The following is a 19,881-nucleotide window of genomic DNA, read 5'->3' on the forward strand; positions in this document are numbered from 1 at the left end:
GGCCCGGAACTCACACATGGGCCGTCGGACTAATGGGACATATTTTCCAGGGAGTCATAATGTTCAAAACGTATCGACGTATCGCTGTTCTGGCTGCTTTCGTGCCGGCGTTCATGGTCGCGCAGGGCGCCCATGCGCAGGACGCCGGCGCTGCCGGCGCTGCCGGCGCTGACAAGGACAAGACTGCGGCCATCAAGGAACTGCTGACCGTCATGCAAGCGGACCAGGCCGTCAAGGGCCAGGCCGACAACTGGCAGGCCGGCGCCAAGCAGGAAGCGCCGCTGGTGCTGGAACAGGTGCTGGTCGAGAACAAGACGCTCGACGACAAGAAGAAGCAGGCTGCCGTCGAGAAGCTGAAGAAGAACGGCGCCGTGCAGCGCATGGTCGATGGTGCGGGTACGCAGTTCTCGACCGACGCGTTCAAGCAGGACGCCCTGAAGGCGCATTACGATGCGTTCGGCAAGTACTACACGACGCAGGAAATCAAGGACCTGACGACGTTCCTGAAGTCGCCCACCGGTCAGAAGTTCATGGCCAACCAGGGCAAGGCGACGCAGGAAATCTGGGGCTCGATGATGCAGAAGTACGGCCCGCAGGTTGGCAAGTCGATGCGCGACGCCGCCGAGAAGGAAATCGCCGCGGCATCGAAGTAAGTCGCAATCTACCGGTCGATCCGCTGATCGGTTCGTGGGCGCGGTCCAACTGCGCCCGCGTTTGAGGGATAATGGCTGCCTGGCTCCAACCGGCAGCCATTTTCTTTTCTTCGCCCGATCCCCGATCCGCTCCATGAACGATCCTCAGACCCACATCTCCCCGCTTGCCGGCATCATGCAGCGCGCGTTGGCCGAGCGCGTGTACAACTTCTCGCCGGGTCCCGCGGCGCTGCCCGCCGAGGTGCTCCAGCAGGCTGCCGAGGAAATGCTGTCGTGGCAGGGCAAGGGCGTGTCGGTCATGGAGATGAGCCACCGCAGCAAGGAGTTCGAGAGCATCCATAACGCGGCGCTCTCCGACTTCCGCGAGCTGCTGAACATCCCCGACAACTTCCGGGTGCTGTTCCTGCAGGGTGGGGCGATCGGCGAGAACGCGATCGTGCCGCTGAACCTGATCGGGCGTCTCGGCGTTGCGCAACCGAAGGTGGATCTCGTCATGACGGGCCTGTGGTCGGTCAAGACCGAACAGGAAGCGCGCCGTTACGGCGCCACGCATATCGCGGCGACGAGCGTCGATAGCAACTACCGCACGATTCCCGACGTCGCGACGTGGGACCTCTCGGACGATGCGGCCTATCTGCATCTGTGCACGAACGAGACGATCGGCGGCGTGGAGTTTCACGAGGTTCCCGACGTCGGCCAGACCGACGCGGGCGGGAAGGGCCGCATCGTCGTGGCCGATGCATCGAGCCATATCCTGTCGCGCCCGATCGACTGGTCGCGCGTGCAGGTGGTCTACGGCGGCGCGCAGAAGAACATCGGCCCGGCCGGCGTGACGTTCGTGATCGTCCGCGAGGACCTGCTGGGTTTTGCGCATCCGCATTGCCCTTCGGCATTCGACTGGCGCATCGTCGCCGACAACAATTCGATGTTCAACACACCGCCCACTTACGCGATCTATATTGCGGGGCTCGTGTTTCAATGGCTCAAGCGCCAGGGCGGTGTGGCCGCGATCGAACAGCGCAACATCGCCAAGGCGAACGCGCTGTACGACTTCCTGGACCAGAGCGAGTTTTACCGCAACGATATCGATCCGGCCTGCCGCTCGCGCATGAACGTACCGTTCATCCTGCGCGACGAATCGCGCAACGAAGCGTTCCTGACCCAGGCGCGCGCGAACGGCCTGGTGCAGCTCAAGGGCCACAAGTCCGTGGGCGGAATGCGCGCGAGCATCTATAACGCGATGCCGCTGGAAGGCGTTTCCGCGCTGATCGAATTCATGCGCGAGTTCGAGCGGACGTCCGCCTGAGCGACTCGCGCTCGATTCACCCCCACGGCCATGCCGCGTGCATGGCCGACCAGGTTTCCATCATGACAAGCGAGAACAAGCAAGACGCCCCTGTGCAGCAAGACGCCGACGCGCAGGCCAGTGGCGCCGGACCGAGCGAACAGGAACGCGCGCTGTCGGCCGACCTCGCGCCGCTGCGCGGCCAGATCGATGCCGTGGACCGCGAACTGCTTGCCTTGCTCAACCGCCGCGCGCAACTTGCGCTCGACGTGGGCGAGGTCAAGAAGAAGTACGGCGCGCCGATCTTCCGGCCCGAGCGCGAGCTGCAGGTCGTGCGCAAGGTGCAGGGCGCGAACCCCGGTCCGCTGCTCGGCGAGAGCGTGGGCTCGATCTGGCGCGAGATCATGTCCGCATGCCGCGGCCTCGAGAAGCCGCTGGAGATCGCCTTCCTCGGCCCGGCCGGCACGTTCTCCGAGCAGGCGCTGTACGCGCACTTCGGCCATGAAGTGACTGGCGTGCCGTGCCCGAGCATCGACGAGGTGTTCCGCGCGGTGGAAGCCGGCACGGTGGAATACGGCGTGGTGCCCGTGGAGAATTCCACCGAGGGCGCGGTGTCGCGCACGCTGGACCTGTTCCTGCAGACGTCGCTCAAGATCAGCGGCGAGATCGCGATCAAGGTGCATCATAACCTGATGGCCTCGACGCCGGACATGCAGGGCGTCAAGGCCGTGCGCGCGCATCCGCAGGCGCTCGCGCAATGCCAGCACTGGCTCACCGCGAATTATCCGCACCTCGAGCGGCAAGCCGTCTCGAGCAATGCCGAGGCCGCGCGCATGGCCAGCGAAGATCCGACCGTGTCCGCCATCGCGGCCGAAGCGGCGGCCAATCGCTACCATCTGCATATCGTGCGCTCGCATATCCAGGACGATCCGCACAACCGCACGCGTTTCGCCGTGATCGGCCGCTATGAGACCGAGCCGTCCGGCAGCGACCAGACCTCGCTGATCCTCTCCGTGCCGAACAAGGCCGGCGCGGTGTATCAGCTGCTGGCGCCGCTCGCGCAGAATGGCGTGTCGATGTGCCGCTTCGAATCGCGCCCCGCGCGCAGCGGCGCATGGGAGTACTACTTCTACGTGGACGTGGAAGGCCATCAGCACGATCCGTCCGTGGCGCGCGCGCTCGAGGAGCTGCGCCGCAATGCCGCGTACATGAAGGTGCTCGGCTCGTACCCGTCGAGCCGGTAACGGGGACATGATGGCGAATTCATTGCACTTTCCCCGTGTGGTCATCGTCGGCGTCGGCCTGATTGGCGGCTCGCTGGCCCTGTCGCTGAAGGAGGCCGGCGTGGTCGGCACCGTGGTCGGCGTCGGCCGATCGGCCGCGTCGCTCGAACGCGCGAAGGCGCTGGGCGTGATCGACGAGATCGCGCCGTCGATCGAAGCTGCCGCGCGCGGCGCGAGCGTCATCGTGCTGTGCGCGCCCGTAGCGCAGAACTTCACGCTGCTGCATGCGCTGGAGCCGCACCTCGAACCGGGCACGATCGTGACCGATGCGGGTAGCACAAAGTCCGACGTAATCGTTGCCGCCAAGACCGCGCTCGGCGACAAGGTTGCCCAGTTCGTGCCCGCGCATCCGATCGCGGGCCGCGAGCTCAGCGGCGTGGAAGCGGCGCTCAACGACCTGTATCTGGGCAAGAACGTCATGCTCTGCCCGTTGCAGGAGAACAGCCGTGCCGACGTGGCCGCGGTGCGGGCGATGTGGGAAGCCACGGGCGCGGAGTGCCATGTCATCTCGGCGGTCCAGCACGATGCGGTGTTCGCGTCGGTCAGCCACTTGCCCCACCTGCTCGCGTTCGCGTTCGTCGCACAGATCGCCAATGCCGAGGACGCCGCGATGAAGCTCGACTTCGCGGGCGGCGGCTTTCGGGATTTCACGCGCATCGCTGGCTCGTCGCCGGAGATGTGGCGCGACATCTGCATCGCGAACAAGGATGCGCTGCTGCGCGAGCTCGACACGTATGAATCCGTGCTCGGCCACTTGCGCAAGCAGATCCGCGAAGGCGACGGCGCCGCGCTGGAGCGCGTGTTCAAGCGCGCCAGCGAAGTCCGTCTCAAGTGGGGCGCCGCGCGCGCGGCCGTCCGCAATGTCGAACCTTAAGCCTCAACCCCCTAAGCCTCAACCGATCGAGCCTTCAGGCCTGCACACCATGGAACATCTCACGCTGGGTCCGCTGACCCGCGCCGCCGGCACGGTTCGCCTGCCGGGCTCGAAAAGCATCTCCAACCGCGTGTTGCTGCTGGCCGCGCTCGCCACGGGCGAGACGCGCGTGCGCGACCTGCTGGACTCCGACGACACGCGCGTCATGCTGGACGCACTGCGCGTGCTCGGCGTGACGTGGCGCCGCGAGGGCGGCGACTGCATCGTGACGGGCGTCGGCGGCCATTTTCCGAACAAGTCGGCCGACCTGTTCATGGGCAACGCGGGTACCGCGATCCGCCCGCTTACCGCGGCGCTCGCGCTGCAGGGCGGGCAATACAAGCTCAGCGGCGTGCCGCGCATGCATGAGCGGCCGATCGGCGACCTCGTCGATGGACTGCGCCAGATCGGCGCCAGGATCGACTACCTCGGCACGGAAGGGTATCCGCCGCTGGCGATTGGCGCGGCGCCCTTGAATATCGATGCGCCGATCCGCGTGCGTGGCGACGTGTCGAGCCAGTTCCTGACCGCGCTGCTGATGACGCTGCCGATGGCTGCGGCGCCCGCCGGGCGCATCGAGATTGAAGTCGTGGGCGAACTGATCTCCAAGCCGTATATCGAGATCACGCTGAACCTGCTCGCGCGCTTCGGCATCGATGTCGAGCGCCAGGGGTGGGAGCGCTTCGTGCTGCCGGCCGCCGCACAGTACCGCTCGCCGGGCGAGATCTACGTGGAGGGCGATGCGTCCACCGCGTCGTACTTTCTGGCCGCCGGCGCGATCGGCGGCGGTCCCGTGCGCGTGGAGGGCGTGGGCATCTCCAGCATCCAGGGCGACGTGCGGTTTGCCGACGCGCTGAACCGCATGGGCGCCAATGTGATGGCCGGCGACAACTGGATCGAGGTGCGCGGCACCGAGCGCGACGATGGCCGCCTCAACGGCATCGAACTCGACTGCAACCATATTCCGGACGCCGCGATGACGCTCGCGGTGGCCGCGCTGTTCGCCGAGGGCACGACCACGCTGACGAACATCGCCAGCTGGCGCGTCAAGGAGACCGATCGCATCGCCGCGATGGCCACCGAACTGCGCAAGCTCGGCGCCACGGTGGAAGAGGGCGCGGACTATCTGCGCGTGACGCCGCCGGCCTCCGCCGCGGACTGGCACACGCCGGCCGAGGGCATCGGCACCTACGACGACCACCGCATGGCCATGTGCTTCTCGCTGGCCGCGTTCGGTCCGCTGCCGGTCCGGATCAACGATCCGGGCTGTGTGGCAAAAACGTTCCCCGAGTATTTCTCCGTCTTTGCCGACGTGGCACGGTAGGCATACATTGATTGGGTCGGGGCGCATGAAAGGAGACGCCTCGCTCAAGCCGCTAATAACTAATGACTATTATTGACGTCATCACGATAGACGGACCAACTGCTTCCGGCAAAGGCACGGTCGCCCACCGGGTGGCCGACGCGGTCGGATTCCACCTGCTCGACAGCGGGGCGCTTTACCGGCTTGTGGCGCTCGCGAGCGACCGCGCCGGGGTGGCGCAGGACGATGTGGACGCCCTTGCAAAACTGGCCATGCGCCTCGATGTGAAGTTCGGCCCCAACCGGGTCTGGCTTTCCGGCGAGGAAGTCAGCCATGCGATCCGCGCCGAGGCGATCGGTAACCGCGCCTCCGCGATTGCCGTCTATCAGCCCGTCCGCGACGCGCTGACCCAGCTCCAGCGCGACTTTCGCAAACTTCCGGGCCTCGTGGCCGACGGCCGCGACATGGGCACCGTGATCTTCCCGGACGCCCGCCTCAAGGTGTTCCTGACCGCAAGTGTCGAGGCGCGCGCCCGGAGGCGCTATAAACAATTGATTGATAAGGGAATTTCTGCTAATATCGAAGACCTTTTGCGTGACCTCGAGGCGCGCGACGCGCGGGATCGTTCCCGTGCCGCCGCGCCGCTGCGTCCCGCAGAGGATGCGCGGCTGCTCGATACCTCCGACATGACGGTGGATCAATCGGTCGCGCAGGTGCTGCAGTGGTTCGCGGCTGTACGGTGACCAACTGACAGAAGAACCGCCGGCACCATGGTGTCCGCATACGGGTAGCAATCAGCAAGATTGCGTACGTGCGTGCGGATGTTGTTTCACCTGACCCCGCTGCACCTGGCAGACTGCGCGCGATTCTCGCGCCGGCCGGTGTACTGCGGATTGATAACCTTACGTTTATGTCCGACCTGCAATCCAACGAATCCTTTGCCGCATTGTTCGAGGAATCGATCGCCCGCTCCAACATGAAGGCTGGCGAAGTGATCTCCGCCGAAGTCGTGCGCATCGACCACAACTTCGTGGTCGTGAACGCCGGCCTCAAGTCCGAGGCGTTTGTGCCGGTGGAGGAGTTCCTGAACGACCAGGGCGAACTCGAAGTGCAGGCCGGCGACTATGTCTCCGTAGCCATCGATGCGCTCGAGAACGGCTATGGCGACACCATTCTGTCCCGCGACAAGGCCAAGCGCCTGGCGTCGTGGCTTAACCTCGAGAAGGCGCTGGAAGACGGCGAAATCATCTCGGGTACCGTGACCGGCAAGGTCAAGGGCGGCCTGACCGTGATGGTCAATGGCATCCGCGCGTTCCTGCCGGGCTCGCTCGTCGACGTGCGTCCGATCAAGGACACCACGCCGTACGAAGGCAAGACCCTCGAATTCAAGGTCATCAAGCTCGACCGCAAGCGTAACAACGTCGTGCTGTCGCGTCGCGCCGTGGTGGAAGCCACGCTGGGCGAAGAGCGTCAGAAGCTGATGGAAACGCTGAAGGAAGGCGCGATCGTCAACGGTATCGTCAAGAACATCACCGACTACGGCGCGTTCGTGGACCTCGGCGGTATCGACGGCCTGCTGCACATCACCGACCTGGCATGGCGCCGTGTCCGTCACCCGAGCGAAGTGCTGTCGGTTGGCCAGGAAATCACCGCCAAGATCCTGAAGTTCGACCAGGAGAAGAACCGCGTTTCGCTGGGCGTGAAGCAGCTGGGCGAAGATCCGTGGGTGGGCATCTCGCGTCGCTACCCGCAAGGCACGCGTCTGTTCGGCAAGGTGACCAACCTGACCGACTACGGCGCATTCGTGGAAATCGAAGCCGGTATCGAAGGCCTGGTCCACGTGTCGGAAATGGACTGGACCAACAAGAACGTGGCCCCGTCGAAGGTTGTCCAGCTGGGCGACGAAGTCGAAGTCATGGTTCTGGATATCGACGAAGACAAGCGTCGTATCAGCCTGGGCATGAAGCAGTGCAAGGCCAATCCGTGGGACGATTTCAGCCGCAACCACAAGAAGGGCGACAAGCTGACGGGCCAGATCAAGTCGATCACCGACTTCGGCGTGTTCATCGGTCTGCCTGGCGGCATCGACGGCCTGGTGCACCTGTCCGACCTGTCGTGGCAGGAAGCTGGCGAAGAAGCCGTTCGCAAGTACAAGAAGGGCGACGAAGTGGAAGCCGTGGTGCTGGGCATCGACGTCGACAAGGAACGCATCTCGCTGGGCATCAAGCAACTGTCGGGCGATCCGTTCAACAACTTCATCTCGGCCAACGACAAGGGTTCGCTCGTGCAGGGCACGATCAAGTCGGTGGATGCCAAGGGCGCCGTGGTGCAGCTGGCTGACGACGTGGAAGGTTACCTGCGTGCTTCGGAAATCTCCGCAGACCGCGTGGAAGACGCCCGCAACGTGCTGAAGGAAGGCGAGCAGATCACCGCTCTGGTCGTGAACGTGGACCGCAAGGCCCGCAACATCAACCTGTCGATCAAGGCCAAGGACAGCGCGGAGCAGCAGGAAGCGATGCAAAAGTTCCAGGCCGACACCGGCACGGCTGGTACGACCAACCTCGGCGCACTGCTGAAGGCCAAGCTCGGCCAGGACAACCAGTAATCACCGCAGGTCCGAACCCCGCGCGGAACCGCCATGACCAAGTCCGAGCTCGTCGAAAAACTGGCTGCCCGCTTCCCGCAGTTGTTGCTGCGGGATGCGGACATCTCGGTGAAAACGATTCTCGACGCGATGTCCGAGGCGCTGGCCGATGGCCATCGCATCGAGATTCGCGGCTTCGGCAGCTTCGGTCTGAATCGGCGGCCGCCGCGCGTGGGCCGTAACCCCAAGTCCGGCGAGCGCGTGCTGGTGCCCGAAAAGCGGGTGCCGCACTTCAAGGCCGGCAAGGAGTTGCGGGAACGTGTGGATCGTCCGATGCCGCCGCAGGGTGGCATGGTCAATGGCAAGACGCTTTCGTCGGTGGGTTTGTCCGCCGACAAGGCCGTCGCCCATGGGCCGGGCGGCCCGGCTGCCACGTCGGGTTCGCTCGACGAGGACAGCCAGCTGAACCTGGTGCGGTCCTGATATTCGCCGGACTTAGCCGTCTGCGATGCAGGTTGTCTGTGAAAAGCGCTCCTCCGGGAGCGCTTTTTTATTGGTGCCGCGTGCGCCGACGGACCTGCCGGGCGGAATCCACTGGTTACGATTAGCGAGAGGTGATTCCGCTACAATGCCGGGGTTCGCCGACCGCACCAGCAACCGCAACATCAACCGCACCGCCAACCGCGAGCTGCCACTGCATGAGACTAGTCGCCTGGATCATCCGCATCGTCCTGTTCGCCCTGCTGTTCGTGCTAGCGCTGCGCAATACCGATGACGCCACGCTCCAGCTGTTCTTTGGCGCGGTATGGCATGCGCCGCTGATTCTGATCCTGCTGGCCGCGTTCGGCCTCGGCATCGTCGCGGGACTCGCGGCGATCGCGCCCGGGCTCATGCGCCAGCGCATGGAGGTGGCGCGGCTGCGCCGCGCGCTGAACGACGCGCGGGCGAAGGCGCCCGCGGGCCCGCCGAACCCGGGTGGCCATCCGCCGCCGGAAGCGCAGGTATCGTCCAAAGTTCCTTATAACGTGATTGGCCCGAGCGGCCCGAGAGTCTGATCGATGATGTTCGAAACCTGGTGGCTGCTTGCGCTGCCACTTGTATTCGGCCTGGGGTGGATGGCCGCGCGCTTTGACCTGCGCCAGCTGCTGAGCGAGCAGGGCGCGTTGCCGCGCTCCTATTTCAAGGGCCTCAATTTCCTGCTCAACGAGCAGCCGGACAAGGCGATCGACGCCTTCATCGAGGTGGCGCGCCTGGACCCGGAAACCACCGAACTCCACTTCGCGCTCGGTGCGCTGTTCCGCCGCCGTGGCGAAACCGAGCGTGCGATCCGCGTGCACCAGAACCTGGCCACGCGTCCCGATCTGCCGGAACCCGAGCGTGAGCACGCGCTCTATGAACTGGGGCAGGACTTTCTGCGCGCGGGGCTGCTCGACCGCGCGGAGGAGTCGCTGCGCCGCCTGATGTCGGGCCCGTATGCGGCGTCCGCCAAGCGTGTGCTGCTGGAACTGTACGAGGTCGAGAAGGAATGGCAGAAGGCCATCGACGCGGCACGTGAACTGCAGACGCTCGAGCAGAAGGATTATCGCGTGCAGATCGCGCAGTTCTGCTGCGAACTGGCGCAGGACGCGCTGCAGCGCAAGAAGCCGGACGCCGCGATCGAATGGCTGAATCAGGTGGTGCAGGAGAATCCGGCCAACGTGCGCGCGCCGATGCTGCTCGGCGATGTGGCGCTGGCCGCCGGCGATGCGCGCGGCGCGTTGTCGCATTGGCTCGGCATCGAGAAGCAGGACGCGTCGTTCCTGCCGCTGGTGGCGGATCGTGTGGTCAAGGCGTACGCGACGCTGGGCGAGCAGGGGCAGGCGCTGGCCTGGCTGCGCGAATTGCTCAAGGGCAATCTGGCGGCAGAACTGCTCGACACGGCGTATCGCACCGAACTGGAACTGAACGGTCCTGTGGCGGCCGCCACGCTGATGCGCGAACAGTTGCGCCGTCAGCCGACGCTGCTGGCGCTGACCAAGTATTTCGAGGCCCAGGCCGCGCAGGCCAGTGCCGCAGCGCCCGCCGCGGTCACCGAAGGTGCTGCCGCGTCGGAAGATGCTGGCACGAGCGCCGACGTGGAGGTGAAGGACACCCAGGCGCAGGAAACCGCGGCGATTCGCGACCTGCTGCAGGCGCGCACGCGCAACCTCGCACGCTACACGTGCCGCGAGTGCGGATTCCGCGCGCGGCTGTTCTACTGGCAGTGCCCGGGCTGTAATCGTTGGGAAACTTATGCACCGCGTCGTACCGAAGCCCTCGGCTGAGCGTTATATGCACGTTAGCCATTTGCTTCTGGAGTATCTGTCATGAAAGTCACGATTATCGGTAGCGGTTACGTCGGCCTCGTTACCGGCGCATGCCTTGCCGAGCTCGGCAACTCGGTGTTCTGCCTCGATGTGGACGAACGCAAGATCGCGCTGCTCAATGTGGGCGGCGTGCCGATCTACGAGCCGGGTCTCAAGGAACTGATCGAACGCAACCGCGCGGCGGGACGCCTCACGTTCTCCACCGACGTGGCCGCGAGCGTCGAGCATGCCGACGTGCAGTTCATCGCCGTGGGCACGCCGCCCGACGAGGACGGCTCGGCGGACCTGCAATACGTGCTGGCCGCCGCCCGCAACATCGGCCGCCATATGACGGGCTTCAAGGTGGTGGTGGACAAGTCCACGGTGCCCGTGGGCACGGGCGATCGCGTCGCGGCGGTCATCCGCGAGGAACTGGCCGCGCGCGGGCTCGAAGACCTGCAGTTCTCGGTGGTGTCGAATCCCGAGTTCCTGAAGGAAGGCGCGGCGGTGGAGGACTTCATGCGTCCGGACCGCATCGTGCTCGGCTGCGACGCGAATGCCGCGGGCCGCCACGCGCAGGCGATCATGCGCCAGCTGTACTCGCCGTTCAACCGCAACCACGAGCGGACGTTCTATATGGATGTGCGCTCGGCCGAGTTCACGAAGTACGCGGCCAACTCGATGCTGGCGACGCGTATCTCGTTCATGAACGAACTGGCCAACCTCGCCGACGAAGTCGGTGCGGACATCGAACTCGTGCGGCTTGGCATCGGCTCCGATCCGCGCATCGGGTACAGCTTCCTGTACGCGGGTGCCGGCTACGGCGGCTCGTGCTTCCCGAAAGACGTGCAGGCGCTGATGCGCACCGCGTCGTCGTACGGCAAGCCGATGCGCGTGCTGGAGGCGGTGGAAGCCGTCAACGACAGCCAGAAGCAGGTGCTCGGCACGAAGGTCGTGGCGCGTTTCGGCGAAGACCTGACGGGCCGCACGTTCGCGGTGTGGGGGCTCGCGTTCAAGCCCAATACCGACGACATGCGCGAGGCGCCCTCGCGCGTGCTGGCGCGCGAGCTCGTGTCGCGCGGGGCGTCGCTGCGCGTGCACGACCCCGTCTCGATGGAGGAGGCGCGGCGCGTGCTGGAGGCCGATCTGGCGGATATCCCGGGCGGCATGGCGCGCGTACACTTCTGCCAGCAGCAGATGGATGCGCTCGACGGCGCCGATGCGCTCGTGATCGTGACCGAGTGGAAGGTGTTCCGCAGCCCGGACTTCGCGCAGATCCGCAGCCAGCTCAAGGAACCGGTCATCTTCGACGGCCGCAATCTCTATGAACCCGATGCCATGGTCCAGGCCGGCATCGAATACCACGCGATCGGGCGTCCGACCCTGGCGCGCTGATACGCGGACATCGCATGAGCAGAATCCAAATCCCGCAGGAACAGATTCAGCAGGCACAGGTGCTGGTGGTCGGCGACATGATGCTGGACCGTTACTGGTTCGGCAGCGTGGACCGCATCTCGCCGGAGGCGCCCGTGCCCGTGGTGCAGATCAAGCGCAGCGAGGAGCGCCTTGGTGGCGCGGCGAACGTCGCGCGCAACGCGGCCGCGCTCGGCGCGAGAGTCGGTATGCTGGGCGTGATCGGCGACGACGAGCCGGGCCGCACGCTCGAGGCGCTGCTCGCCGAAAGCCACGTGCAGCCGTATCTGCACCGCGACCCGACGCTCAACACCACGATCAAGCTGCGCGTGGTGGCACATCAGCAGCAGCTGTTGCGCGTCGATTTCGAGAACGCGCCGGCGACGGAAGTGCTCGCTTCGGTACAGGACCGCTATCAAGGCCTGGTCAACGACTATCAGGTGCTGGTGCTGTCCGACTACGGCAAGGGCGGCCTCACGCACGTAGGCCGTATGGTCGAGGCGGGACGCGCCGCTGGCCGGGCCGTGCTCATCGATCCCAAGGGCGACGATTACTCGCGCTATCGCGGCGCCACGCTGATCACCCCGAACCGCGCCGAGATGCGCGCCGTGGTGGGCGCATGGAAGACGGAAGCGGACCTGACCATCCGCGCCCAGAACCTGCGGCGCGCGCTGCAGCTGGAAGCACTGCTGCTCACGCGTTCGGAAGAGGGCATGACGCTGTACACGGAGGCCGAAGTGCTGCACGTGTCGGCGCAGGCGCGCGAAGTCTATGATGTATCCGGTGCGGGCGATACCGTGATTGCCACGCTGGCCACGATGCTCGGCGCGGGCGTGCCGCTCAAGGAAGCCGTGCAGCATGCCAACCGCGCGGGCGGTATCGTCGTCGGCAAGCTCGGCACTGCCGTTGTCACCTACCCCGAGCTGTTCGGTTGAACAGGCGGTTCGGTTCACTCAAGCATTCACCATGACCATCATCGTCACCGGCGCCGCCGGACTGATCGGCAGCAATATCGTCAAGGGTCTGAACGACCGTGGCGAGCACGACATCATCGCCGTCGATAACCTCACGCGCGCCGAGAAATTCAACAATCTCGTGGACTGCGAGATTGCGGACTACGTGGACAAGCAGGATTTCCTCGCGCGCTTCGCCCGCGGCGATTTCGGCAAGGTCCGCGCGGTGTTCCACGAGGGCGCGTGCTCCGACACCATGGAGACCGACGGCCGCTACATGATGGAGAACAACTACCGCTATACGTTGGCGCTGATGGAGAGCTGCCTCGAACAGGCCACGCAGTTCCTGTACGCATCGTCGGCGGCCACGTACGGCGCCTCGACGACGTTCCGCGAGGACCGCGAATTCGAACGTCCGCTCAATGTGTACGGCTACTCCAAGTTCCTGTTCGACCAGGTCGTGCGTCGCCGGCTTGCCTCGGCGCGCGCGTCGGGTATGTCGCAGGTGGTGGGCTTCCGCTACTTCAACGTGTACGGCCCGCGCGAGGCCCACAAGGGCCGCATGGCGTCCGTGGCGTTCCACAACTTCAACCAGTTCCGCTCGGAAGGCATCGTCAAGCTGTTCGGCGAGTACGGCGGCTATGGCCCCGGCATGCACAGCCGGGACTTCGTGTCGGTCGAGGATGTGGTGAAGGTGAACCTGTTCTTCCTCGATCATCCGGGCAAGTCGGGCATCTTCAACCTGGGCACCGGCCGCGCGCAGCCGTTCAACGATATCGCGCAGACCGTGGTGAACACGCTGCGCGAGGCCGACGACAAGCCGCCCCTCTCGCTCGAAGACATGGTGCAGGAAGGCCTCGTCGAGTACATCAAGTTCCCGGATGCGCTGCGCGGCAAGTATCAGTCGTTCACGCAGTCCGACGTGTCGCGCCTGCGCGAGGCGGGGTATGACGCGCCGTTCCTCACCGTGCAGGAAGGCGTTGCACGTTACTGCAAGTGGCTACTGGAACGCGCCGCCTGATAGTTCCGCCGGCAACCGTCAGAAGGTTGCCGGGGAATTGACCCAGAGCACGCGCGCGATGCCCGTGCCCACGTTGCGATAGCCATGCGCGACGTGGCTCGGGAAGTGGAACGCGTCGCCTGCCTCGATCAAATACGTCTCGTCGCCGAGCATCAGCTCGAGCGTGCCCTCCAGCACGTAGCCGACTTCTTCTCCCGCATGCACGATCTGCCCGTCGCTCGCCTCGCCGGGCGACACGATATGGATGTTCGCCTGGAGCAGGCCACCGCGCTGCGGCAGCACGAGCCGCTCCAGCGCGATGCCGCCCGCGCGGATCACGTGGCGCTCGCCCGCGCGGCGGATGGGGCTGTCGAGCGGGGCTTCTTCGCTCGTCAGGGCGGCGATGTTGGTATCGAGCGCCACGGCCAGCCTGTGCAGCATCGCCAGAGATGGCGTGGCCAGTCCGCGCTCGAGCTTCGACAACAGGCTCTCGGAGCAGTCGGCCTTGCGGGCGACTTGCAGCAGCGTGAGGCCCCCGACGAGTCGGGCGTGTTTGAGGCGCAAGCCGAGGGTCGCGGTGGGGCTGGGAGCCGAGGCGGCGGCCGGTGCCGATGGCTTGCGCCGGACCGCGCCCGTGGGCGCTTCCTTTGATGTCACCTTCTTCGATGCCACCTTTTTTGATGCCAACTTCTTCGCTGCCGGCGCGGCGGCGCTTGTAGTGGCGGACTTGGTGGCGGACTTAGTGGCGGACTGAGTGGCAGACTTAGCGGTCGGCATAGGCAAGCGCAGTGACGGTGTACGCAAGGGCCCGCGCGCCAAGCAACAGCGATGGCGCGTCGGTGAACTCTGCCGCATTGTGGCTGATGCCGCCTCGGCTCGGCACGAAGATCATCGCGGTAGGGCAGTGGGCGGCGAGGTACATCGCGTCGTGGAACGCGCCCGACGTTAGCCGAATGGGCGTGCCTAGCCCGCGCTGTTGCAGCGCGCGCGTGCAGGCCGCCTCCACCAGCGCCTGCATCGACGACGGAAAATGTGTCGGCGCCTGCCGGAACAATCCCTCCACCGTGATGTCCTGTCGCGGCGCGCGAACCTCGGCGATCGCCGCATGCAGTGCCTGTTCGAATCGATCGAGCACGGCCTCGTCCACACAACGCGCGTCGATCGTGAACGTGACGCTGCCCGGAATGGTATTGACCGAATTCGGCGCAACCAGCCAGCGCCCGAGCGTGAGCCGGAGCTGCGTCGCAGCCTCCGCGGCCACATAGGCATAGAGCCGATGCGCCAGCGACACTGCACGCGCCATCGCATCGGCGCGCTCGTCCATCGGCGTCGTGCCCGCATGCGCCATCTGTCCCATGCAGGTCACGCGGAACCAGCGCACGCTCTGGATGCCGGTGACCACGCCGAGTGGCACGTTCGCGCGTTCGAGCACGGGACCCTGTTCGATATGGAGCTCCACGCACGACGCCATCGGACGCGCCATCGGCAGCCGGGGCACATCGGGCACGTCGCCGAGCGCGGCGTCGAGCGCGTCGCCGAAGCGCACGCCATCGCCATCGGTCGAAGCGCGGAAGGCCTCGAGCCGCGAGGGTTCGACGAACGCGCTCGACCCCATGCAGCCCGGACCGAAGCGGCTGCCTTCCTCATTGGTCCACGCCACGACCTCGATCGGCCGTTGCGTGCGAATGCCCGCATCGTTGAGCGCGGCGATGACTTCGAGGCCGGCGATCACGCCATAGGCACCGTCGAGCTTGCCACCGACAGGCTGCGTATCGGCATGGCTGCCCGTGAGCACGGGCGGCAGCGTATCGTCGAGTCCCGGCCGGCGGAAGAACAGGTTGGCGCACGCGTCGATGCCGACTTCGCAGCCGAGCGCGCGGGCACGGTCGATCAGGTGACGGCGCGCGGCGAGATCGATCGGCGTCAGCGTCTGGCGCGAGACACCGCCATCGTCGCGCGCGCCGAATGCGGCGAGGTCGGCGATGGCCTGCTGGAGCCGGGCATCATCGACATGGTCCTGCGCGCGCGCGGCGACCGTGTCGTCCGTATCGTCCGTGTCGTCCATATTGTCGGCGTGGGCGTCGTGGGAAGGGGCGGGGAAAGTCAAACCGGAGACTCCATGGATGTCGCGTGGATGTCGGCAATGCGCGCTGGCGTCGCCGATGTCATCAAATTGCGTGGGCGAGGGCGCGTTCGAGCGCATGCGCTGCCGACAACGCGGCCGCATCGCCATACGTGGGGCCAATCACCGTCACGCCGACCGGCATGCCCGCGGCGCCGAGACCCGTCGGCACATGCACGCATGGCACGCCGAGCAGCGTCCACATGCGATTGAACAGCGGGTCGCCGGTGGCGTCGAGGCCGGCCGGCGCTTCGCCGGGCGCGCTCGGGGCGAGGAGCACATCGACATGGGCGAACGTCTCTGACAGCGCGTGGCGCACCCGTGCGGCGTGGGCGCGCGCGGCCGCGTGACGGGTGCCGTCGAGCGCGTTGCCGCTGGCCAGCAGCGAGGCGAATCCCGCGCTGAAACCCTCCGCGCGCGCGTGCGCCTCCGGGGCAAACGCGGCGGCGGCCTCGATGGCCATGATGTCGATCTGCGCCTGCGTAAGGTCGGCGGTGAAGGCGGGGATCGTCACGTCAGTGATGGTTGCGCCAGACCGTTCGAGCGCGCGCGCCGCGGCGTCGAATGCGCCGCCGCCGCTGGCATCGACGCGATCCCAGTGCGGCGTGCGGAACAGGCCCACGCGCAGCGCGCGCGACGCTTCCGGCAGGCTCGGCGTCAGCGGCAGCCGCGCAAGCGTGCCGATGAAGAACGCGGCGTCGTCCACGCCGCGCGCGAGCACGCCTACCGTATCGAGGCTCGGCGCAAGCGGCTTGATGCCCGCGAGCGGCAGCGTGCCATGCGTGGGCTTGTAGCCGACCACGCCGCAGAACGCGGCGGGCCGGATGATGGAGCCGGCGGTCTGCGTGCCGAACGCCAGCGGCACCATGCCCGCCGCGACGGCCGCGGCGGAGCCGCTGGACGAGCCGCCAGGCGTGCGTGGGGCATCGGCGGGCGCGCGGGGATTGCGCGTGGGGCCGGGCTGATAGGTGGCGAACTCGGTGGTCACGGTCTTGCCGAGTACCACCGCGCCCGCCGCCCGCGTTGCGGCGACCACCGCGGCATCGTATGCCGGACGATGGCCCGCATAGATGGGCGAGCCGTATGCCGTCGGCAGATCGGCCGTATCCATCAGGTCCTTCACCCCGATGGGCAGGCCGTGCAGCGCCCCCGTCACGGGGCCGGCATCCAGTTGCCGCGCGGCCGCGAGCGCGCCGTCCGCGTTGACGGCCGTCCATGCGCGAACCGTCGGCTCGAGCGCCTCGATGCGGTCGAGGCAGGCGCGCACGACATCCTCCGCGCGCGCCTCTCGCCGCGCGAGGCGGATGGCAAGCATGCGGGCGGGCAGGGTCAGCAGGTCATCCATGGCGTTTCCTTCGCTGCGGTGCGTCACAAGAACAAGCTCAACCAAAATAAGCGGCGCGCACTTCGTCGTTGCGGGCCAGCGCCTCGCACGTGTCGTGCGCGACCACGCGACCCTGCGACAGCACATAACCGTAGTGCGAGATCGCGAGCGTCTGCCGCGCGTTCTGCTCGACGAGCAGCACCGTGATGCCGAGCTTGTTGATGCGCTCGATTACCTTGAAGTTTTCTTTCACGTACAGCGGCGAGAGCCCGAGCGACGGCTCGTCGATCACGAGCAGGCGAGGCTGCGCCATCAGCCCGCGGCCGATCGACACCATCGCCTGCTCGCCGCCGGACATGGTACCCGCGAGCTGCTTCGCGCGCTCGCGCAGGCGCGGAAAGATCTCGTACACCTGTTCCAGGCGTTCGCGCACGCGTGGGGCGTCTTTCTCGAGGAACGCGCCGAGCGCGAGGTTCTCGGCCACCGTCATGCGCGGGAATACCTTGCGGCCCTCCGGAATGCAGGAGATGCCGCGCGCGATGATGTCGTGCGTGCGGCGGCCGGCGAGGTCCTGGCCATCCCATATCACCTGTCCCGCGCGCGGCGGCGTCAGGCCGAGAATCGCGCGGATCAGCGTGCTCTTGCCGGCGCCATTCGCGCCCAGGATGCAGGTGATCTTGCCCTCGGGCACGTCGATCGACACGTCGTGCAGCACGTTGACCTTATCGTATCCCGTGGTCAGTCCACGGACGTTGAGCGTGCTCATGCGGCATCCTCCCCGAGGTAGGCGGTCTGCACCGCCGGGTCGGCGGTAATCTCCGCGTACGTGCCCTCGGCAATCTTGCGGCCATAGTTGAGCACCACGCAGCGGTCGGTGATGCGTTCGATCACGTTCATCTCGTGCTCGATCAGCACGACGGTGAGGTTGCCGAGCTTCGCGCGCACGTCGAGGATGTCGCCCATGAGCGCATGGGTCTCGTCGTGGGTCATGCCAGCCGACGGCTCGTCCAGCAGCAACAGCCGCGGCTGGCTGATGAGCGCGCGGCACACTTCGATGCGGCGGCGATCGATCATGCTGAACGTTTCCACCGGCTCGAACAATCGCGCTGCCAGCGGCGGGCTGAAGATGCGCAGCAGCTCCAGCACCTTCTCCACGTACATGTCGTACTGCGCGCGAAACGCCTTGCGGCGCAGCAGATTGAACACGAGCCCGTGATCCATGCGCTGATAATCGCCGATGACGATATTGTCGAACACGGTCAGCGGCAGCGACAGGCGCGAACGCTGGAACGTGCGCGCGACGCCAGCGCGATAGACCTCCTGCGGGGTCTTCCCGATGATGTTGCCGCCGTCGTACGTGATGGTGCCGCTGGTGGCCTTGTAGAGGCCCGTCAGCACGTTGAAGAAGGTGGTCTTGCCCGATCCGTTCGGGCCGAGCAGGCCGAGCACCTCGCCGGTGTGGATGGTCATGTTCAGACCATCGAGCGCGGTCAGGCCACCGAAGCGCATCGTGAGGCCGCTGACTTCCGCCAGCACTGGGGACGAAGCTGGAGTCATTTTGCGTCTCCCTGCGGCGCGCGCGCACCGAAAAACAGCCGGGTGCGCCGCGGCAGCAGCCCATCGGGCCGGAACAACAGGATGACGATCACCAGCGCCGCATAGAACAGGAAGCGGTACTCCTGGATGAACTGCAGCTTTTCGGGGAGCACGAGCACGATGATCGCGGCCGGTATCAGGCCCACCGCATTGCCGAGCCCGCCGAGAATCACGATCGACAGCATCAGCAGCGAGTCCGCGAACGTGAAGTTGTTCGGCGCCACGAAGCCCGTGACCATGCCGTACACGCTGCCCGCCACACCTGCGAAGAAGTTGCCGAGCATGAATGCGACGACCTTCCAGCGCGCGATATGCAGGCCGAACGTCGCGGCGGCCGTTTCGTCGGTGCGCACCACATCCATGGCCAGGCCAACCCACGATCGTTCGAGCGACTTCACGAGCGCAAACACGCCCGCGCAGATGCCGAGACTCAGCAGTGCATAGCTGACGTAGAACGAGGCCTCCATGCCGAATAGCGTGAAGCCGTCATTCCACGCATGGCCGAAGGTCGTCATGCCGGGCACCTGCATGCCCTGCGGGCCGCCCAGCACGTCGTTGACCTCGATAAAGGTGCGGAACAGGATGCCGAACGCGATGGTGACGAGCGCCGCGTAGTGGCCACGCGTGCGCAGCACGGGCGTGATCAGCAGCGAGCCGACGAGCGCGGCGAACAGGCCGGAGATCACGATGATGAGCAGTTGCGGCAGACCGGTGTGCGTGGCGAGCACCGCCGTGGCATAACTGCCGATACCGAAGAACGCGGCACCCGCGAAGTTCGCCACGCCCGAGAAGCCGAACTGCAGCGTGAGCCCGAGGCACGCCGTCGTGAAAAGCAGCACCGTGCAAAGCATGAGCAGCGCGAAGTGCGTATCGAAGAACGCGGCGATGAGCGCGAGCGCGCCGCCGATCGCCCACAGCGCGGCGAGTCCGGGGCGCTGCGCGCCGGCCTGCTCGATCGCGGCGATCGCGCCGAAGCGGCGTCCGGCCAGGGTTGCCGCGGCGGCTACCGCGAGCAGCACGCCCACGGCGACCTGCGACTCGGCATGCAGGAACGACCACAGGTAGGCCGTGAGCACGACGCACGCGAGCGCCAGCACGGCCTGGGGGGAGAGAGAGGATGCCCGCATG

General features: G+C 66.3%; 19 protein-coding genes. 13 read left to right on the top strand and 6 right to left on the bottom strand.

Features of this window, described 5'->3' with window-relative positions; genetic code table 11:
* Window positions 1–59: 59 nt before the first annotated feature.
* The 13 genes from KHP16_RS16775 to rfaD all read left to right on the top strand — a co-directional run bounded on the left by KHP16_RS16775 (window position 60) and on the right by rfaD (window position 13,732).
* Window positions 60–653: a DUF2059 domain-containing protein gene (locus tag KHP16_RS16775; protein WP_211960705.1), complete on the top strand. Its 594-nt coding sequence runs from the start codon at window positions 60–62 to the stop codon at window positions 651–653.
* A gap of 133 nt (window positions 654–786) precedes the next feature.
* Window positions 787–1,959: a 3-phosphoserine/phosphohydroxythreonine transaminase gene (serC, locus tag KHP16_RS16780; RefSeq protein ID WP_211960706.1), complete on the top strand. Its 1,173-nt coding sequence runs from the start codon at window positions 787–789 to the stop codon at window positions 1,957–1,959.
* Window positions 1,960–2,021: 62 nt separating this feature from the next.
* Window positions 2,022–3,182 carry a prephenate dehydratase gene (gene pheA, locus KHP16_RS16785; RefSeq protein ID WP_115952920.1) on the top strand — a complete coding sequence of 387 codons (1,161 nt, stop codon included), beginning with the start codon at window positions 2,022–2,024 and terminating at the stop codon, window positions 3,180–3,182.
* A gap of 10 nt (window positions 3,183–3,192) precedes the next feature.
* Window positions 3,193–4,095: a prephenate dehydrogenase gene (locus tag KHP16_RS16790; RefSeq protein WP_109582585.1), complete on the top strand. Its 903-nt coding sequence runs from the start codon at window positions 3,193–3,195 to the stop codon at window positions 4,093–4,095.
* 49 nt (window positions 4,096–4,144) lie between these two features.
* Window positions 4,145–5,458: a 3-phosphoshikimate 1-carboxyvinyltransferase gene (gene aroA, locus KHP16_RS16795; protein ID WP_211960707.1), complete on the top strand. Its 1,314-nt coding sequence runs from the start codon at window positions 4,145–4,147 to the stop codon at window positions 5,456–5,458.
* 62 nt (window positions 5,459–5,520) lie between these two features.
* Complete coding sequence (gene cmk / locus KHP16_RS16800; protein ID WP_109580386.1) at window positions 5,521–6,180, top strand: (d)CMP kinase; 660 nt, start codon at window positions 5,521–5,523, stop codon at window positions 6,178–6,180.
* A 167-nt stretch (window positions 6,181–6,347) separates the two neighbouring features.
* Window positions 6,348–8,042, top strand: coding sequence for a 30S ribosomal protein S1 (rpsA, locus tag KHP16_RS16805; RefSeq protein ID WP_109580387.1), 1,695 nt, complete (start codon window positions 6,348–6,350; stop codon window positions 8,040–8,042).
* A gap of 33 nt (window positions 8,043–8,075) precedes the next feature.
* Window positions 8,076–8,504: an integration host factor subunit beta gene (locus tag KHP16_RS16810; RefSeq protein ID WP_109580388.1), complete on the top strand. Its 429-nt coding sequence runs from the start codon at window positions 8,076–8,078 to the stop codon at window positions 8,502–8,504.
* Window positions 8,505–8,719: 215 nt separating this feature from the next.
* On the top strand, window positions 8,720–9,076 hold the full coding sequence (locus KHP16_RS16815) for a LapA family protein (RefSeq protein ID WP_115952661.1): 357 nt from the start codon (window positions 8,720–8,722) through the stop codon (window positions 9,074–9,076).
* 3 nt (window positions 9,077–9,079) lie between these two features.
* Window positions 9,080–10,324 carry a lipopolysaccharide assembly protein LapB gene (gene lapB / locus KHP16_RS16820; RefSeq protein WP_211960708.1) on the top strand — a complete coding sequence of 415 codons (1,245 nt, stop codon included), beginning with the start codon at window positions 9,080–9,082 and terminating at the stop codon, window positions 10,322–10,324.
* Window positions 10,325–10,366: 42 nt separating this feature from the next.
* The gene (locus KHP16_RS16825) at window positions 10,367–11,740 is read left to right on the top strand and encodes a UDP-glucose dehydrogenase family protein (RefSeq protein ID WP_211960709.1); all 1,374 of its coding nucleotides are present in this window, start codon (window positions 10,367–10,369) and stop codon (window positions 11,738–11,740) included.
* 14 nt (window positions 11,741–11,754) lie between these two features.
* Window positions 11,755–12,693: a D-glycero-beta-D-manno-heptose-7-phosphate kinase gene (rfaE1, locus tag KHP16_RS16830; protein WP_109580392.1), complete on the top strand. Its 939-nt coding sequence runs from the start codon at window positions 11,755–11,757 to the stop codon at window positions 12,691–12,693.
* Window positions 12,694–12,724: 31 nt separating this feature from the next.
* Entirely contained in the window at window positions 12,725–13,732 is a 1,008-nt protein-coding gene (gene rfaD / locus KHP16_RS16835; RefSeq protein ID WP_109580393.1) for an ADP-glyceromanno-heptose 6-epimerase, read from the top strand.
* 18 nt (window positions 13,733–13,750) lie between these two features.
* Here rfaD and KHP16_RS16840 read toward each other — a convergent pair whose 3' ends face one another.
* The 6 genes from KHP16_RS16840 to KHP16_RS16865 form a co-directional block, all read right to left on the bottom strand.
* Entirely contained in the window at window positions 13,751–14,383 is a 633-nt protein-coding gene (locus tag KHP16_RS16840; protein ID WP_373561884.1) for a helix-turn-helix domain-containing protein, read from the bottom strand.
* Between the two features lie 91 nt (window positions 14,384–14,474).
* Window positions 14,475–15,776: a M20 family metallo-hydrolase gene (locus tag KHP16_RS16845; RefSeq protein WP_121490605.1), complete on the bottom strand. Its 1,302-nt coding sequence runs from the start codon at window positions 15,774–15,776 to the stop codon at window positions 14,475–14,477.
* 103 nt (window positions 15,777–15,879) lie between these two features.
* Window positions 15,880–17,178 carry an amidase gene (locus KHP16_RS16850; RefSeq protein ID WP_211960710.1) on the bottom strand — a complete coding sequence of 433 codons (1,299 nt, stop codon included), beginning with the start codon at window positions 17,176–17,178 and terminating at the stop codon, window positions 15,880–15,882.
* Between the two features lie 37 nt (window positions 17,179–17,215).
* Window positions 17,216–17,923, bottom strand: coding sequence for an ABC transporter ATP-binding protein (locus KHP16_RS16855; protein WP_121490607.1), 708 nt, complete (start codon window positions 17,921–17,923; stop codon window positions 17,216–17,218).
* Window positions 17,920–18,714: an ABC transporter ATP-binding protein gene (locus tag KHP16_RS16860; protein WP_121490608.1), complete on the bottom strand. Its 795-nt coding sequence runs from the start codon at window positions 18,712–18,714 to the stop codon at window positions 17,920–17,922. The genes KHP16_RS16855 and KHP16_RS16860 overlap by 4 nt, the downstream gene beginning before the upstream one ends.
* Window positions 18,711–19,880: a branched-chain amino acid ABC transporter permease gene (locus KHP16_RS16865; RefSeq protein WP_109580399.1), complete on the bottom strand. Its 1,170-nt coding sequence runs from the start codon at window positions 19,878–19,880 to the stop codon at window positions 18,711–18,713. Before KHP16_RS16865 ends, KHP16_RS16860 begins: the two co-directional genes overlap by 4 nt.
* Window position 19,881 lies beyond the last annotated feature (1 nt).

Origin of the sequence: Cupriavidus plantarum (assembly GCF_905397285.1) — a bacterium.
GTDB lineage: Bacteria > Pseudomonadota > Gammaproteobacteria > Burkholderiales > Burkholderiaceae > Cupriavidus > Cupriavidus plantarum.